11 protein-coding genes are annotated in these 18,310 nt (G+C 38.2%); all 11 read right to left on the reverse strand.

Features of this window, described 5'->3' with window-relative positions; all coding sequences use genetic code 11:
- Positions 1-233 precede the first annotated feature (233 nt).
- The 11 genes from B494_RS0103060 to B494_RS0103110 all read right to left on the reverse strand — a co-directional run bounded on the left by B494_RS0103060 (position 234) and on the right by B494_RS0103110 (position 17,959).
- Entirely contained in the window at positions 234-1,076 is an 843-nt protein-coding gene (locus B494_RS0103060; protein WP_017470895.1) for a Nif3-like dinuclear metal center hexameric protein, read from the reverse strand.
- 164 nt (positions 1,077-1,240) lie between these two features.
- Positions 1,241-2,665: a PTS transporter subunit EIIC gene (locus B494_RS0103065; protein ID WP_017470896.1), complete on the reverse strand. Its 1,425-nt coding sequence runs from the start codon at positions 2,663-2,665 to the stop codon at positions 1,241-1,243.
- Between the two features lie 318 nt (positions 2,666-2,983).
- Positions 2,984-3,982: a LacI family DNA-binding transcriptional regulator gene (locus B494_RS0103070; protein ID WP_017470897.1), complete on the reverse strand. Its 999-nt coding sequence runs from the start codon at positions 3,980-3,982 to the stop codon at positions 2,984-2,986.
- Between the two features lie 105 nt (positions 3,983-4,087).
- Positions 4,088-5,002 (reverse strand): alpha/beta hydrolase, encoded by a 915-nt coding sequence (locus tag B494_RS0103075; protein WP_017470898.1) that lies wholly within the window; start codon positions 5,000-5,002, stop codon positions 4,088-4,090.
- A gap of 869 nt (positions 5,003-5,871) precedes the next feature.
- Complete coding sequence (lacZ, locus tag B494_RS0103080; protein WP_017470899.1) at positions 5,872-8,997, reverse strand: beta-galactosidase, LacZ type; 3,126 nt, start codon at positions 8,995-8,997, stop codon at positions 5,872-5,874.
- 12 nt (positions 8,998-9,009) lie between these two features.
- The gene (locus tag B494_RS0103085; RefSeq protein WP_017470900.1) at positions 9,010-11,220 is read right to left on the reverse strand and encodes an alpha-galactosidase; all 2,211 of its coding nucleotides are present in this window, start codon (positions 11,218-11,220) and stop codon (positions 9,010-9,012) included.
- Between the two features lie 32 nt (positions 11,221-11,252).
- Complete coding sequence (locus B494_RS0103090; RefSeq protein ID WP_017470901.1) at positions 11,253-12,080, reverse strand: carbohydrate ABC transporter permease; 828 nt, start codon at positions 12,078-12,080, stop codon at positions 11,253-11,255.
- Positions 12,077-12,949 carry a carbohydrate ABC transporter permease gene (locus B494_RS0103095; protein WP_017470902.1) on the reverse strand — a complete coding sequence of 291 codons (873 nt, stop codon included), beginning with the start codon at positions 12,947-12,949 and terminating at the stop codon, positions 12,077-12,079. The genes B494_RS0103090 and B494_RS0103095 overlap by 4 nt, the downstream gene beginning before the upstream one ends.
- 220 nt (positions 12,950-13,169) lie before the next feature.
- Positions 13,170-14,486, reverse strand: coding sequence for an ABC transporter substrate-binding protein (locus B494_RS0103100; protein WP_017470903.1), 1,317 nt, complete (start codon positions 14,484-14,486; stop codon positions 13,170-13,172).
- A 174-nt stretch (positions 14,487-14,660) separates the two neighbouring features.
- A complete protein-coding gene (locus B494_RS0103105) occupies positions 14,661-16,439 on the reverse strand; it encodes a cache domain-containing sensor histidine kinase (protein ID WP_017470904.1) in 1,779 nt (592 codons plus the stop codon).
- The gene (locus B494_RS0103110; RefSeq protein WP_017470905.1) at positions 16,436-17,959 is read right to left on the reverse strand and encodes a response regulator transcription factor; all 1,524 of its coding nucleotides are present in this window, start codon (positions 17,957-17,959) and stop codon (positions 16,436-16,438) included. The genes B494_RS0103105 and B494_RS0103110 overlap by 4 nt, the downstream gene beginning before the upstream one ends.
- Positions 17,960-18,310 lie beyond the last annotated feature (351 nt).

The raw sequence follows: 18,310 nt of genomic DNA on the forward strand, positions 1-18,310 counted from the left end.
TGCTCAATTACCTCAGATGAGGTAATTGAGTTAAAGTTCGGATTTCTTTCTTCGCCCACTGATGGTTCGTTGAGTAAAGCAAGACATTAGTGCCCGTTTATATAGATGAGCGCTCGTCTCTCTTTTGAAGCGGACGTTACGGACGGTTTTCGGTGATAACATGTTAGCTCGTCCGATGACTTTGAGACACATTACCTTAGTTTTATTATTGATCTTCCTTAGACCGCGATTCGTCAATTAGTAAAATAACGAAAAGGCTCTTCAGAATCAATAAAAGAAATCTCTAAATTAGGCAAGTGTTTTTTCATCCATGGGACAATATTTTTCATTCCAATTTCTTCACTTTTCTCATGGCCAAGTATAATCATATTTTTGTTGATACCTAGCATACTAGCGTCTCTTATATAGGCACTTAAAGTCCATTCCGTAATATCTCCACATATTACCGTATCTAAATGATTCGCCTGTACGAGCTTCATTGGATTTCTTTCATCTCCTAAGCCCAGACTACTTCCTCCAAGTAATAGCCCAATCCGTTGGACCACGGCATCTTCAGCCCCGATATAGCGAATAACTTTCATGTTAAGCGCCTCTTTTAACTGTGCCAAAAGCGTCCTTACCTCTAGTTTGGGGATCTGATAGCAAGTCGCTGCCTGCTCTAATGGATTCAAACTTAAGGAGTTGCCTGCTAAATTATAATCGTGCCAACCGAGCGCTTGTTCAAACCCTTGATAGATTTGATCTTTCTTCGCTGAATGCATATAATCGTGAAATCGCCACACCACAATATTATGTTCTAACAATAAGTGTTCCTTTTTTTGATAAATAAAATCATCTTTAAGCCAGGAGGTGTCATCACGTCCATTATACCAAGTCGGCTCATGTGTAATAATCAAATTTGCTTTTTTGGCAATAGCATAATGAATAACATCTATCGTCGCCATAAATGTCGTCACTACAGCTGTCACTTCTTGATTAGGATTACCGACAATGACCTGATCATTCGTCTGCTTTTGATCAACATCTATCGCTCCTGTCTTCTCTTTTAAAATATCGATTACTTGTTTAATTTTCATTTTTATCACATTTCTTTCCATTATATTTTTGAGTTATCTAGCATTCTAGTACGACAACTTTCTACATGAAAGGAAAGGGATGATCACAAGCGAGCCATCAAACCCTTTCTCATATCTACCGTTTTCTTATTGAAACGCGTCATTCTAGTATAGTAAAAAAGTAATTATTTGACCATTTCTTTGTGAGCTGACTTTGAATCTCCATCTGCTGGGGTCAGGAAATAAGCAGCGATTGCTGCAACAACAAATGCAATAATACAGCCTATGATACCGTTGATGAGATTTGCGGTTGAGTGACCAGTAAAAGCAAGTAAACTTAATAAATTAGTCAATGGGATAAGCGTAAAATGACCAGAATTAACAACACCTAAATAAAGTCCACCAACAAAACCACCAAGCATCAACCCTAACAAAGGTTTTTTATAGCGAATAGCAATCCCGTAAAGGCCAGGTTCACTTATCCCACCAACTATCATTGAGATAAAGTAGCCCCATGCTAATGACTTCTCATTTTTATTCTTCAAGCGTAGGGCAGCCCCTAAACACATCCCTCCAACTGCAAAGCTAGCAGCAGCTAACCCGGGGGCAACAAAACTTTCACTGCCATTAACCATAAACGCTTGAATTAATGATGTGATTAAAATAATATGCATACCTGTAAGGACAAGCAGTTGGAAAGAAGCACCTATCAACGCAACACCAATAAATCCAACGACACCATCCATATTTAAAATAGCTTCACTAATAGCTGTTCCTAAAATAGCTCCAGCCGGACCTAATACACTTAATGCAATGGGTAGCATAACGACCATTGTTAAAGCAGGAGCAAAGATACTTTTTAACGCACCAGGAATATGTTTATTAAAGAAACGTTCAAGATAGGACATAATCCATACACTCATAATTATTGGTAACATCGTGTTAGCATAATTCTGAACAAGTGTAGGTATACCAAACACGCTAAAAGATTGGCCTTCTTCAGCTAATTGAACAAAAGTGGGATGAAGCATAATACTTCCTAATAGAATCCCCATTAAAGGAGAAGCCTTGAATTTCTTGGCGGATGTATAACCAATTAACACTGGAAAGAAGTAAAATCCAGCATCTCCAACAAATGTTGCTAGTACATATATGTCACTGCCTTCAGCGATCCAGTTTAACATCGTTGGTCCAAACACTGCTGGAATCATTTTGAAAAAAGCTGCAATAATGATAACCGGTATGGCTGGTGTTAAACTTCCTGCTAGAGCATCTAATATGCCATTACCAATTGTTTTGAGTGTAACTGGTTTTTTGTCATTTTCACTACGTGTTGAGCCTGCATCTGCTTTTGCGAAATCACCTTGTTTACATACTTCTTGATAAAGACTCGCTACGTCTTGTCCAATAATAATTTGAAGCTGTCCGCCTGCACGAGTAATCCCAATAACCCCTGGAATATTTTTTAGTTTTTCATCATTTGGAACGCTTTCATTTTTCAAATTTAAACGTAGGCGTGTGGCACAATGGGCAACATGTTCAATGTTTTCTTTCCCACCTACTTCTTCTAAAACTGCTTCAGCTATACTTTTATAATTTTTTTTAGCCATTTTTCTTCCTCCTTAACACCGTTCTTTTAATAGAACCGGTTCCATTTTGCGGTAAAACGAATCCCGATCAGCGGAGAAGCGTTCTTCTCCTACTGATTGGTCGTTGAATGAATCAGAACATTAGCTTCCGTTATCTTCTGCCTAGATAAGCGCTACTCTCTATTTTGAGGTGGATGTTTACGGACCGTTACCTGTAATAAAGCAAGATGGCGTGTTGAAAGAAGGACACGCTCCTCCATCTCTCTCAACTTCTTCAACCATATGAAATCAACATTTAGCCTCATACACGCAAGTGATCTCATCGTCTCCCTTTTAGGCTCAAAGTGTATTTAACCGTTTTACACTTTGCCGCTCAATTAACGCTAAATCGACCCCATCGCTAGACGGCAGTTTTTCTTCATTAATTAAGGCCAACATATCTTGTACAACTAACTTTGATAGATGACTATAATCAAATGCTACTGTCGTCAATGCTGGATAGACTACTTTAGAAAAATCGTAATTTCCAAAACCAATAATAGAGATGCGTTCTGGAATGTCTATCTTTTTTTCTTTTAAATATTGAATGATACCCATAGCAATACGATCAGTTGCAGCAATCACAACACTTGGGTTAGCGTTCAGCACATGTTCACCTTGATCATAGCCTGCTTCAAACGTATAGCCTGTTTTGAAATAGTTGAAATCAAATGCTTTTCCCTGCTCTTTAAAGTATTGAATAACCCCTTTTTTTCTGCTGTAACCAACTTCTCGGTCGCCATCGCCAGGACCAAGATAGGCAATACGGGTATGGCCCATCTGTTCAATATATTGCCCGACGATATATCCTGCCTTAATATTATTGATTTTTTGATAATGGATGCAATCACTTTCTTGACCCACTAAAATTACTGGAATATCAATACTTTGAATCGCATCTTTATGTTTCTCTGTTAATTGATCCGTACCTAGAATAATGCCATCAACACCTTGTTTGGCTAAAGTAAGGATGTTATCCACTTCTTGTTCAAGACTGTTACCGATCGTTTCAATCGTAATAATCGGATAATAGTTATGTTTTCTTAGGCGGTCATTTATTTCTTCAAGCATTTTACCCACACTAACAGACTGGATACCCTTAAAGATAACACCAATCATCCCGGTTTTCTTTCTTTTTAGGCTGCTTGCGAATAAATTCGATTCATAACCTGTATCTGCTATGACCTTAGCAATTTTTCGGGACGTCTCTTTACTAACGGATCCCCCGTTCAAATATCTTGATACGGTACTTTTAGCAACATTGCTCATTTGTGCTATCTCTTTGATGGTGACTTTCATGAAAAAGTACCTCCTGTGAAAAGTATTAATGGTCAATCCGATTTTAAGCGCATTATATCATTAATAGTTTACCACAGAACCGTATAAGATTATTTCATTTTTCTCTTATCGATTTGTATACTTTTTCAAAAAACTAATAATGACTTGGAGTACTTCATCACAATAAAAAACACTTCCTCCATGATCAGCGTTATCAACACAAAAGAACTCTACTGTTTTATTTGCTTTTTTACAAGCTTCATGGAGCTGGACGCTTTGTTCAAATGGCACAACCGTATCCTTATTTCCGTGGATAATGAGCAACGGGCTATTTTGCACATCTTCATGTAAATAATAACTGACCGATGCCTTAGCCGCATCATCCTTATGTTGACTTGGGATCTTTCCCCCAATCAATTGTGCCTCCGGACTCGTAGATAAGGTGTGATCAATTGCAGACGCCGCATCAGCAATAGTTACTAAATCAACAACACCATATAAATCAATACAGCCTTTAATCGATGGCAATGGATGATTAGAGGCATCTAGTAATGCTTGATTCCATGTTGCCCAGGAAAGTAGAGCGGTATGACCTCCACTTGAATCCCCTGAAAGAAAAACATTATCCATATCAATCATTAATTCTTCTGCATGTGCTTGCAAATATCGCATCGCCATTTTTGCGTCTTCAACCTGACTAGGAAATTTCCCAAGGGGCAACGGTAAATATTCAACAATGGCAAGGATATAACCACTTGTAACCAAATCTTTTAAATCAAGAAGATGGCCATCTAAATGTTGTTCAAGCCAAGCCGACCCCTGAACATGAAAAACAAGGGGATATTTGCGTTGCTCTTGAAAATAATCAGGATAAATCAATCGAATCTTTAAATTTTTCCCGCTTTTTCTTTGATAGACAATATCTTCTCGTTCAATCCGCGCTCTGATATTTTTCATGTCTCCCTTAATGACTTTCATTCCATTTGATAACGCTTTCGATTTAGGCATCGATGTGTAATCGTATTTTAAATCGAAATCCATTAAAGCGCCTCCCTTCTAACCTGTTAAAAATAATTGGTACCGGTTCCAATTCTATTTTATCTTTTCATTAGAAAAATGTCAATCAAAAACTGAAATCGTTTTCTTATTATATTTTTTCAAATTGCTCACGGCTAAAATCATATCTTTTGTTCTTCATGCACACTGAAATAGTCATTCAACCTTGATCGTGTTCAATAGATGTGGTATTCAATAGGCTTGTTGACTTTAGTTCTGCATGGATATACCCGCATGCCACCTAGTCATACGTTTAGCACGTTATGTCGTTCCGAAAGCAAGGAATTCGCTTTTCGCGGGGATGGCTTCAGCTAACTTGAGTCGCAAAGATCACGCCTCAAGTGGATCTTCAGCTCATCCTATTCCCGCAGAAGTCTCAACCCTTGCTTATCTCCACTTAGAGTGGCGATTTATACTGAATGTGTAAGCCCAACCGCACGAAATTTAGCAAAGAAGATGTGACACGACTAGCATAAGACATTTCTTATGCTGAGACGCCATTCCGCTGTCTTCATGATCTACATGGTGTAAATCTAATTTTCGTTTTTTATAAACTATGTTCACTTCCCCCTGGCGTGGCTTGAGCTACTCCCACAGGAGCCTACACCTATCTCACCTGCTAAATCATCGTCTTCAAACCACTTCTTTGTTCTTTCACACGTATGAAAAAGGACAATTACTCGAGAAGTGAAGTAATTGCCCTTTTATCATCCTGGATAACCGTCCATATAATACCCGCCTCTAAAATTATAGAGATCGTCTAGTTTAGCGGGAAGCTACAAACGTTAATGTGCGGATTCACTCAACGATCAAGCAGTTGGAGAATAACATCCACAGCTGATTGGAGCTTCGTTTTATATGGTTACATGTAAGGGTTTTAAATAAAAACTGTAACGGTAAGCTCGATTAGCAAATAAGGTGAAATCTTCATGTGTGCGTTGGCCCCAACTATCGTCTCCCCCAACACCCATTTGGGCTAAATTAACACGAACAACTGTATGATCGGTTTCAGGTAGTTGATAACTATGATCAGCTTTTTCTAATTGATCTGGTGTATAAGGTAAAACATTAAGTTCAAACGTAGGCGTTCCTTTCAAAACGATCCCGTTGCCTTCTTCATTGCGCAAGTTACCATAGCGTACACCTATTTTATTCCCGCATTCTTGTGGTTTTAAATAAGGAACATATTGATCAGCAACGAGCCCTTGATAATAGCCTATTTTGGCACCTTTTTGCTTATCCCAATACGATTCGTGTGGGCCTTTACCATACCAACTCATCTGATTAAACGCATTGGACATCGTGAACATTAATCCGATTTCAGGAATTTCAGGTAAAGCAACACCGGGTTCAAGGAGATAGTCTACCTTTACCTCACCGTCTCCATTAATAAGATAGTCAATATAAAGATACGAATCGGATGTTGTTGGCAAGATAAATTGACTCGATACTTTAACATGATCAGTAAATTTTTGATAAGTAAGTTGCTTAAGCGTTCTGTCTCTACTGGCTACATTCCATGTCTTACTACGTTGATCAAGTTGATTGCCTCGATCATTATCAGTCATGGCACGCCAGAAATTAGGCGTCAACGGGGTTTTAAGCAATGACTGGTTATTAGCCTCATATGATGAGAGTAACCCCGTATTTGTATTGAAAGCAACAGAGAACTGGCTTCCTTTGATCACTAACTCATGCTCATGACGATCGACATCAAGTTGGCCAGCTGTATGTTCTTCTCGCTCAAGTGCTGGATCAGCAACCGGTAATATAAATTGATCAAAAGCTATTTCATGACCTGGGCGACACCATTTTTTGTCTTGTTTTTCTACCAATTGGACGGTTAATACATGCTCTACTTTCGCATCCGAAGGAAAACGGTAATCGAGCTGAATCGATTTTTTCTTGCCAGGGTCAAGGTCAATCGCTTGTTGCCCTGAATCAACGCGCCCTCCTTCACGACTTAAAGTCCAGTGAAGTTGATAGGTTGCTAAGTTCGTAAATAAAAATTTATTAGCGACTTCTAGTTGACCTGTTTTTAAGTCGACCACTTTAAATTCAACGTTTTGATAACAACGCTTGACCTCATAAAGTTTTGGTGATATCGATCCATCAGCAAACACTAAACCGTTACCAGCAAAGTTACCATCATGTGGAGACTCACCAAAATCACCACCATAAGCAAGATAAGGCGTACCAGATGGCGTATGTGTTAGTAAGGCTTGATCCTTCCAATCCCAAATAAATCCTCCTTGTAAAATCGGATATTGATCAAACAGCTCAGTATATTTATAGAAATTCCCCAACGAATTTCCCATCGCATGGCTATATTCACATAAAATATATGGTTTGGTTTGATTTGTTGCTTGTTTGGCGTATTTCTCGATACCAGCTGGGTAAATGTACATCGTACTCTCAATATCTGATGCGCGTTCAGACTGCCGATAATGAAAAATGCCTTCATAATGGACAAGTCGTGAAGGATCGCGCTCAGCAAAAAAGTCATGCATTTTCAAAAAGTTATCACCACCAAACGATTCATTGCCTAATGACCAGATCACAATCGATGGATGATTTTTGTCCCGTTCAAACATTGAACGACAACGATCAAGTACATTTTCCGTCCATTCAGGTTTACTTCCCGGCACGGTATCATTAAGTGCTGTTTGCCCATACTCCCAAGTACCATGGGTTTCAAGATTAACCTCATCAATCACATAAAGACCATATTGATCACACAGCTCATACCAAAATGGATCGTTCGGGTAATGTGACGTTCGAACGGCGTTAATATTAAATTGTTTCATCAACTGAATGTCTTTGATCATATCTCCACGCGTAACAGCTCGCCCTTTGTCAGATGCAAATTCATGTCGATTGGTTCCTTTAAATACGATGCGCTGTCCGTTAATTTGCATTAAACCATCTTTTAATTCAAAGCGCCGAAAGCCAACTTGACAACTTTCCGCTTCGATCAACCGATTGTTCTGGTCTTCTAAACTTAAAACAAGCGTATATAAATGAGGGGTCTCAGCACTCCATTGTAACGGCTGATCTACTGTAGTATTCAAAACCACTTGTGTCGTCTGACGATCATTTGTAGAAATGATTGATGACATCGGTTCATCTAAAATCGGTTGCTGATTTACATCATAAAGCATTGCTTTTACGGTGACGGTCATGCCTTGTTTAAAATAATCATGAATACTAATGTCTACCGTTAATTCACCATCTTTATAACTTGAATCTAATATCGGCTTAGCAAAGAAATCCGCGATATGGACATGAGGGGTTTGATATAAGTAAACATCCCTAAAAATCCCACTCAATCGCCAAAAATCTTGATCCTCAAGCCAACTGGCATCACTCCAACGGTAAACTTCAACCGCTAATTTATTCGTACCTTCCACTAAATAAGGCGTTAAGTCAAACTCAGCTGGGGTGAAACTATCTTCGCTATAACCGACAAAATCACCATTTAACCAAACGTAAAATGCCGATTCAACACCAGCAAAGTGGAGGTAAACAGGTTTCTCGATCCAATCCTCGGTCAACTCAAAATGCTTAACATATTGACCGACCGGATTATAATTTGTTGGCGCAAACGGTGCAGTAATGTCTTCTTTTTCTACCCATGGATAGGTGGTATTGGTATACTGCGGATAATCATAATCTTGTAATTGCCAATGACTCGGAACCTTGATCTGATCCCAATCCCTTACTGAGTAATCAACGCGATGAAAGTCTTCATTTCTTTGTGACGGCTCGCTAACCCAGTGAAATGCCCATTGACCATTCAATGAGTGGTAGTAAGGGGATTGTTCTGGCTGCATTGCTATTGCCATATCAATGGTTGGGTAAGGCATCAACGTGGCATGTGCTCGGCTACGATTCAGGGCAAAGATTTCAGGATTGTTATTCCATTCCGGATATCCATTTTTAGGAGGGGTATATTTATATTTTTTTAAGTGCATTGTCATTCTTATCTCTCCTTATATTCGATTCAATTTAAATAAATGTGCTTGAAAATCATGAGTACCTGATCGATTAGTGTAGCGATCAATTTCAATTCCCACTTCCATTAATTGATCGCCGTAAACGTGTTGGTCTGTTCCAGCTAACTGGTAACAGGATTCAGGGTCCAAGTCGACCAATTGCACCCGTCTTAACACCGGATTCGGACGAGACAATATTTGATAGTAACCCACCAATAATTGTGACTTATCCTCCGATAAAATTTGCCAACTTACTTGATTACCGCCATCAACAAACGGACTGATTAGGCGACTGAATTGTCCAGTTTGAATGAAGGCCTGGTTTGCTTTATAAAAATGAATCTGATTCGCAATTTGTTGTTTTTCTTGGTCTGATAATGTCGTTATATCTAATTCATAACCCAACATGCCAAAATAAGCGACCGCTGCTCGCACCTCTAAACTTGTTATCCGGCCTGTTTGATGATTGGGTACAGCAGAAACGTGGGCTCCCATCATCGAAAGCGGATAAACCATTGATGTCCCGTGTTGAATAAAGAGGCGTTCGACTGCATCCGTGTTATCACTGGTCCATGCTTGTGGTGCATAATAGAGCATCCCTGGATCAAACCGCGCCCCTCCACTTGCACACGACTCAAATAATACATTAGGGAATGTCTCGATTAACCGATCGTATAAACGGTAGACGCCTAGAATATATCGGTGTGGCAACTCTTGTTGCTGATCAACCGGTAATTGAAAGGAGCCAATCTCAGTCATATACCGGTTCATATCCCATTTGACATAATCAATGGATGCCCCACTCAAAACATCAGCCATCACTTGGTACAAATAATCAACGACATCATCCCTAGAAAAATCAAGCACGTATTGGTGACGACCATGTGACTTGACGCGATTCGGCACCTGAATAACCCAATCTGGATGTGCTTGATACAAATCACTAATTGGTGACACCATCTCCGGTTCAAACCAAAGACCAAACTTCATCCCTAAATCATGGATTGATTGGGCTAACCCACTAATCCCTTGGGGCAACTTGCGCCTATTGACAAACCAATCGCCTAGTGAGGTTGTATCATCATCACGTTTACCAAACCACCCATCATCAAGGACAAATAATTCAACACCACACTGTTTGGCTGCTTTAGCCATTTCAATAATCTTTGCTTCTGTAAAATCAAAATACGTCCCCTCCCAGTTATTAATCAATACCGGTCGAAGGCGATCCCGCCACTGTCCTCTAGCTAATCGGTTGCGATAAAGACGATGATACGCTTGACTCATGCCATTAAAGCCTTGCGCCGAATAGATCATGACGACTTCCGGTGTTTGAAACTGTTCACCGGGTTTAAGTTGCCAATTAAAATCAAACGGATGAATCCCGATCATGACGCGAGCCTTATCGTAATGATCAACTTCAACTTGAGCAAGAAAGTTCCCACTATACACCAGGTTTAACCCAAACACCTCGCCATGATGTTCCGTTGCATCAGGTCGACTTAAGGCAATAAACGGATTATGTTGGGCGCTACTTGTACCTCTCGTACTTGCAACACTTTGGATGCCGGCAGTTAACCTTCTTTTCTTCATATGCCTTTCTCTAGCCCATGAACCCGACAATTGATGCAGATCAAATTGGTGATCATTTAAATCGAAACTCGCGCTCATGACACGGTTTAATTGCAACGTCTGATCACCTTTATTGTGATAATGAGCTGAACGCGCAATCACAGCTGTTTCTTCAAATAGGGTATAACTCAATGTCAATTCTGTACCCATCTCTTGATCAAACAGGCGCACCTCAACCGTTGTCGCTTCATGATTATCTTCCACATAAGTTGCCGGAAGACCTGCCAACTTTCTTTTCCCCTTAAAGATAATATGATCGATATATTTAAAATCGGTGATACGACTCCCGTTCTCTTGAGTAATCTGATGGGCAGGCTCCCTAAAATCAGTCGTTCCATAAGACGGGTACTCTTGCTTGATCAAATCAAGTGAAAAATGGTTGCTTTTACCCGTCACGAAGCACGTATTCGGTGTCTCTTCGACATAAAAAAGTTGGTTAAAATCATCTCTATCAATTAAACGTTTGCCAAAGTATAAATGACCTAACTGATTATTTTCTAGCACGTTAAAAATATAACTTACTTTATTTGACTGCAAATGAAAGACTTTCTGATCTTCATGAAAATAGATTGGCAAAAAAACGTCCCCCTTATCAAAAATTCTATTGTTTAACCTTTAACAGATCCCATCATTCCTGCAACAAAATGTTTCTGCATAAAGAAGAAAACAAGTGCTGTTGGTAGAGTTGCAATGGTAATAGCCGACATGATCATGCCATAATCCGGTGAATAACTTGAACCTAAATTAGAGATTAATAGTGGAATCGTTTGCTTATCTGGTGATTGTAAGACAACAAGTGGCCATAAAAAGTTGTTCCAGCTATTCATAAATGCAATAATAGCTGCAGCCGCATACGTCGTCTTCATTGTTGGCATATAAATCCGAAAGAAAATCCCAAGTTCCGTTAATCCATCAATTCGCCCCGCCTCGATCAAATCTTTAGGGAACATTTTCGTGTTTTGTCTAAAGAAAAAGATAAAAAAGGCAGTTGTAATGGTTGGTAAGAACGCGGCAGCTAAAGTATCTAAACCGATAAGTGGTGCTGTATGAGAGATCCGACCAAACAAACGATACAGCGGCACCATAATAGCAGCAAACGGTATCATCATGGATAGTAATAAAACATTAAAAGCAATGTCTTTGCCACGACTCCGATACATCTCAAATCCGTAACCTGCTAATGAGGCAATCAGTAAAGTCAAAAAAGTTGATAATACAGCAATAATAGCTGAATTCGTTAAGGCAGTGACAATATTAACTTGGTCAAATAGGTTTGTTAAATTTTCAATTAAATGCGTGCCTGGCAACTGTCTGCCTCTCGTGACATCAACAGATGCATTCGTGCTACTTACCACCATCCAAAAGAATGGATAAATTGAAATGATCGTAGCAATCGACAAAAACGTATAGACCAACATGCGTTTAAACTTTTTCATTCTTTATCACCTGCCACTTTAAATTGGATTGCAGACAGTATCACAACGAGAATGACGATAACGTAAGACACAGTCGCTGCGTAACCAAAGTTCGGTGTATATTCAAACGACAAATTATAAATATACTGTGAAATCGTAATCGTTGCATTACCCGGTCCACCACCTGTTATATTAACCACTTCATCAAACAATTGGAGTGTTCCTATTGTTGATGTAATGGTAGTAAACAAAATAATCGGTTTTAACATCGGTACTGTAATTTTAGTAAACTGTTGAAAGGTTGAAGCACCATCGATACGTGCCGCTTCATAAATGGAATGATCGATATTTTGTAAAGCAGATAAATAGAAAATCATATTATACCCCGTCCATCGCCAGGTGATCGCCAATATAATAACAATTCTTGCCCAAAAGGAGTCCGTTAAGAAATTAATCGGTTCTGAAACAATAGATAGATTGATTAAAAACTGATTAACGATACCATTACCGCTAAACATATATTTAAAAATAACGGAATACGCTACCAAGGATGTAACCGCGGGTAAAAAAATGGCGGTTCTGAAAAAACCACGGAACTTTAGCGTTGGATCATTTAACATGACAGAAAATACTAAAGCGAGAATAATCATAACAGGCACTTGTACGATTAAGTAAGTAAACGTATTTGTTAATGCACTGATAAACGTTGGATCATCAAAGAGACGCATCCAATTATTTAATCCTGTATACTCTAAATTAGCTCCCATCCCTGATTGAAACGATAGTAAGAAGGCATCAATCATTGGATAGAAATAAAACAATGAAATACCAACAATAGAGATAAGTACAAATAACCAACCAATATTGTTCTTTTTTAACAACTTATTCACCTGCTTGCACCCCCATTTATAAAGATTAAACCACAAGTCACAACCAAACTTGTTTTCATTGTGCTTGTGGTTTAATAAAGCTACTCTTCAATCAGCGAGCGTCTTTGTGCTTCTCCCTCTGCTTGGTTTGTTTTGTGAATCAGGACATTAGCGTCCGTTAGCTCCCGCCTCTGCGCTCTGATTTAAGACGGGACTTTTACAGACGGTTATCCGTGATACGTTATCTTAATTGTGTCTCTGCTTGAGATTGTGCATCTTCCAACACGTCTGTTAGCTCTTTATCATTTAAATAGTTTTGTAATTCAACTGCTAAAATATCATCAATTGCATAAGTGTGCATGCCGTAATTGACAGCTGGAATCGCTTCCGTCCATTCAGAGAAATCAGCAACAATCGATTGACCATCAAAGAATTCATGCCCTTCTTCAAAAGCCTCTCCTTGCATACCAGGTAAATAAGTTCCAATTGCACCAATTTCATTAATTAAGTCTTGATAGAACATTTCATTTGATCCAAATGTGTTAGCTAAGAATGTCGCAGCAGCTTCCTTACCATCTGAATTGAGTACATACCAGGAGCTTCCACCTAAGTTTGTTACATTTGTTGCCCCATCTACTTCTAGCTTAGGAAACGGTACAACTGCCCAATTACCGGATTGTGTTTCTTCTGCTGTTATACTCGGTGTAATCCAGTTGCCTGTTGGCACACTTGCCACATCACCATCATTGAACGCGCCAACAAATTGACTCCAATCTGATACCATGCTAACAATATTGGCTTCCATTAATTCACGATAAGCCTGCACCGATGCTTCCAATGCTGGGTTATTAGCTAAATTTGGTGTTGAGCCATCTTCTTCAAAATACCACGAACCTGCTGATTGAATCATCATCCGAATTAAACCTAAATCACTTGGGTCTTGGGTGAGCATATTATTTCCGGTCGCTTCTTTAATATCTACACCGATTTGAATATATTCAGCCCATGTAATGTCTTGAACATCATCAACACTATAACCTGCTTCTTCTAAATAATCGGTTCGAATATACAAACCGGCTACACCTGTATCAAACGGTAAACCATACTGCTCACCATCTAAGCTTGTTGTTTCAATTTTATAGTCAGCAAATGCATCGACATCAATATAGTCAGTTAATGGATAAAATGCATCTGGATAAGCTTGTAAAAAGCTTTGTGCACGATAATCTTCTATTAGGACAATATTTGGCATGCCTTGGGTCGTACCAGAACTTAAACTTGTATTTAAGCGTTGAACAATATCATCTTGAGCATTTTCTATAATTTCTAATTCTAAATCAACCTCACCATCATAAGCTTGATCAGCTAATTCTAAAGCACGAATATTAAAATTCGGATCCCACGCCCAAGCAGTAATGGCCTCACCTTCATCGTTTGTGGCACCTTCCGTCTCATCGCTAGCTTCCTGATCATCAACCGATTCCTCATCTCTATCCCCACAAGCTACCAATGCAACCATCACTATGATTGTCAACATCATGAATACGACTTTCTTCATCGTTAACCCTCCTTTTATTGTAAGCGTTTACTTACGCTATAAATAAAGTATAACGCCAAGAAAAAAAGATCGTTAGTACGATCTTTAGAAAACAAATAGTCTTTTTTTTAGTAGAAACCTCCCTTACCACTTAATAGAATTGGACTTTCTTTAGAATTTGAACTATCTTTAGATTTATTTACTTTTTTCAATAACTGGTAACTTAATTGTTACCTTCGTGCCTTTTGTTAATTCGCTCGACACTTCAACACCATACTGATCGCCATACAACAGCTGAATCCGTTCATGAACATTTCGCATCCCAATTCCACTAAACAATTGACTTTTTTTCTTATATTTAGTAGGGAACTTATCTTTATTAATCACCATTCCATCACCATCGTCCACCACTTCACCATATAAAAACTTTCCATGTCTGCGGATAAGAATTTGAATAAACCCATCTTTTTTCTTATTAAAAGCATGAAAGAAAGCATTTTCTATAAAAGGTTGGAGCACAAGCTTTGGTAACTGTAATGATAAACAATCGGGTCCAATAAAATAATTAACTTTAATCCGTTCACCATAGCGCGCTTGATTAATCGTAGCATAGTTCTTCGTATTCTCTAGTTCTTGCTCAACCGTTATTGTTTCACTCACTTCTCCCAAAGTGCTTTGCAACAAGGTAATTAACGCATGAATCGTCGACATCGCATGTTCTGGATCACCTTGCATCACCATAAACTTAACCGTTGTCAGCGTATTGTAGAGGAAATGTGGATTAATTTGATGCTGTAATGATTCCAGCTCAGCATTTCTTTGCCTTTTCTGTGATTCAATAACAATGGCAACATAAGTCTCAAGCTCATCTAATGTATGATTGAATGCTTTAGCAATCTGTTTTGATTCGTAGCCACCTTCTTCAGCGACACGCTCACTAAAATTATACTTAGCTATTTTTGATATTTGCTTAACTAACCGTGTCAATGATTTTGTTATTCGTCTTGTGACAAACCAAACCATACCAAGTGCGAATAAAATAATAATGACACTAATCAATAAAATCTCTCCCGTATTTATTAAACTACGGACAACCAGTTGACGGTCAATTAGATTGACCAAATACATATCAAATCCCGGTAAATATTCAGTAAGTAGTAAATAATCGCGCGTCCTCCATTCCACTTCAGTATGCTCTTGGTCCGACAAATACGTCGACTCTGCTATATCTAACAAACCAGGATCTTCTGTCCCTACTAAACGAGTCTGACTACTTGAAACAATTTGACCTGTTTGATCAATGAGGATCACGTCATTTCCTTCGCTCGTATAGCCTTGATAAAACTCTCTTAGCTGTGATTCCCTAATCGAAATATAAACCGTCCCATAAATATAATCAGATAACCGCTCGGTAAGTGCTTTGGCAGCAACAATGACCCGATCATTTTCAATAACATCCGTTTCCATTGCATGATATGTTAATGCATGAGGGGCATGTGCCTTTTCTGTTAGACTTAATGATTCAATATAAGACTTTGAAACTGGCCAATAAATATAATTCATATTATACAAATGCTGGTTTCTACCCGATACCACTAGGTTCGCATCGAACGTTTGTAGGTTGGTATAAATTCGCTCAAGCTCTTGATTGACTTGATAATACGATCCCGCTAAGGTAACAGAATCGTCCTCCTCTTCATTTAAAACCCGTTTAATGACGCCATTATTTTCAATTTGATTCACGGTTGTAGCAACCGTTGCACTAAAATGATTAAATTGTGAAGTAATTTGTTGAATAATTTTAGAGTTTGTAATACTAAATGTTTCTAAAAACAAATTGGTTGAGACGCGAATCGTACTTAACGTAATCAACGTTGAGACGAGAATAATACTAATTAAGGTGACACTAAACAGTTTAATAAATAAGCCGTTTTTTATCATTATATCCTTTCCTTTTGCAATCATCCGTCTCATTTTAATGCATCTTTCCGATAACGACTTGGTGATTTATTGGTATTTTTCTTAAACACTTTGCAGAAATAACTATGGTCTGTATACCCCACCATTGCACCAACCTCTGCAATTGAAAGTTCTTGATTCGCCAACAATTCCTTTGCACGATCGACCCGCACTTTCGTTAAATAATCACTAAACCCCACATTATGATGTTGTCTAAAATAACTCGATAAATAGGACGGATTAAAATGAAAATGATCAGCAAGTGATGTTAGACTTAATGATTCAGAATAATGTTCATCTATATAGGTTAATAGCTGATCAATACGCCCTGTTTGCGACGTTTTTTCCTTCGCTGAAATCATTGTCTTTACAGCAGCAATGTACTGGGTAAACGAGTCAATCGCTTCATCAAAATATGTCGCGTTATTAATGGTATTAAAGTAATGATATTTGTCTTTTTCCAACTGATCCATATTATAATCCAGCATGCTTAGTAGCACCGTCGTATTAAAAATAATATTACCTAAGAAACTTTTAATCTGGTCGGGATCATACGTATAAAAGGATTGTAATGCATCAATGTATCGATCCAACTTATAAAATGCTGATTCGAATTTTTTATGTTTTATTAGCTCAGTAAAATAATCTAAATCAAAGGGTTCCTCTGAGCTAATAGGCTTTGGTAAATGATCATAATAAAAAAGCGTTTGGTCTTTTAAATAAAACCGATAACGTCGAAGCATGGCCATCTGCTGCTGATTGATCGTTTTCAACTGATCCAACTGATTAAACACCCCAGATATCAACCATTTTTCTTGCTGTTGACTTACATCATCCTTTTTTAATAAAGTAAGGAAGTCAGAAAAAGTCTTACTTGACAGATTAACTAATAATTGACAATTTGTATTTGTTTTCGTCAAAATAACAGCATTGATCAGATCAAGAGGTTCAATAACAGCTTCTATTACACTATCAATGTCAATTGAGGCGGGATAATGAATCTCCACAAAAGCAAATTGGTCTTGATTAAAGAAATCAAGTGATCGCTTATCTTGTGCGGATAATTCATAGCCTGCTAATAATTTTTTCAAAGGTGTTTTTAGTAATTGCTTTTGACCAATCACATCGTGACTTGATCGCGACCTTTGTCTTGAATTCTCGCCAACCACCCGTTCTAAAGCGGCAAGTAAACTGGCACTGTCTAATTTAGGCTTTAAAATATAATCCGTAACACCACTCTGGAATGTATTTCTTACATAATCATAATCACCATAACTGCTCAAGACAATAATTCCGATTTCAGGGTGAAGCGCTTTCACTTTTGCAATAAATTCAGTTCCACTCATAACAGGCATAACCATATCCGTAATAATAACATCAGGTTTATTTTCTGCAATCATCGTTAGGGCTTCTTTGCCATTCGACGCTTCTCCAATAAGCTCAAAACCTTCTTCTCCCCAATTAATATAATGGATGATACCTTGTCTAATTAATAGTTCGTCATCAACAATTAATACTTTTGTTAAAGCAGTCATCCTATTCCCCCCCTAACCAACACCGTTAATCAAATGCGGTACTAATTCTTATCATAGCATGCTTTTTGGTAAAACTCTAAACCAAAATTTTCTGCATTTTATTTTTTCATTGGGTGGATTTCATAATGGCCGCACTAATGCTAAACATGAATATAACCACCCCTATCATTCTTGTTTTTCGTGAATATATGTAATATGAAATGGATTTATATCGATTAAAATAAAAAAGGGGCTAATCCTTTTAAAAGGAACCCGATCTTGTTACTCTATGCATATCTTCCTCTATCAAGATAGTTGATCATCTATCATCATGCATTGATAACCAATTCCCCAATATAAATAGCAGACTAC

It is taken from the genome of Amphibacillus jilinensis Y1 (assembly GCF_000306965.1).
Classification (GTDB): domain Bacteria; phylum Bacillota; class Bacilli; order Bacillales; family Amphibacillaceae; genus Amphibacillus_C; species Amphibacillus_C jilinensis.

Coding starts and splice junctions, on each gene's coding strand:
- B494_RS0103060 (WP_017470895.1), bottom strand. CDS start 1,076: ATGAAAATTAAACAAGTAATCGATATTTTAAAAGAGAAGACAGGAGCG.
- B494_RS0103065 (WP_017470896.1), bottom strand. CDS start 2,665: ATGGCTAAAAAAAATTATAAAAGTATAGCTGAAGCAGTTTTAGAAGAA.
- B494_RS0103070 (WP_017470897.1), bottom strand. CDS start 3,982: ATGAAAGTCACCATCAAAGAGATAGCACAAATGAGCAATGTTGCTAAA.
- B494_RS0103075 (WP_017470898.1), bottom strand. CDS start 5,002: ATGGATTTCGATTTAAAATACGATTACACATCGATGCCTAAATCGAAA.
- lacZ (WP_017470899.1), bottom strand. CDS start 8,997: ATGACAATGCACTTAAAAAAATATAAATATACCCCTCCTAAAAATGGA.
- B494_RS0103090 (WP_017470901.1), bottom strand. CDS start 12,080: ATGAAAAAGTTTAAACGCATGTTGGTCTATACGTTTTTGTCGATTGCT.
- B494_RS0103100 (WP_017470903.1), bottom strand. CDS start 14,486: ATGAAGAAAGTCGTATTCATGATGTTGACAATCATAGTGATGGTTGCA.
- B494_RS0103105 (WP_017470904.1), bottom strand. CDS start 16,439: ATGAGACGGATGATTGCAAAAGGAAAGGATATAATGATAAAAAACGGC.
- B494_RS0103110 (WP_017470905.1), bottom strand. CDS start 17,959: ATGACTGCTTTAACAAAAGTATTAATTGTTGATGACGAACTATTAATT.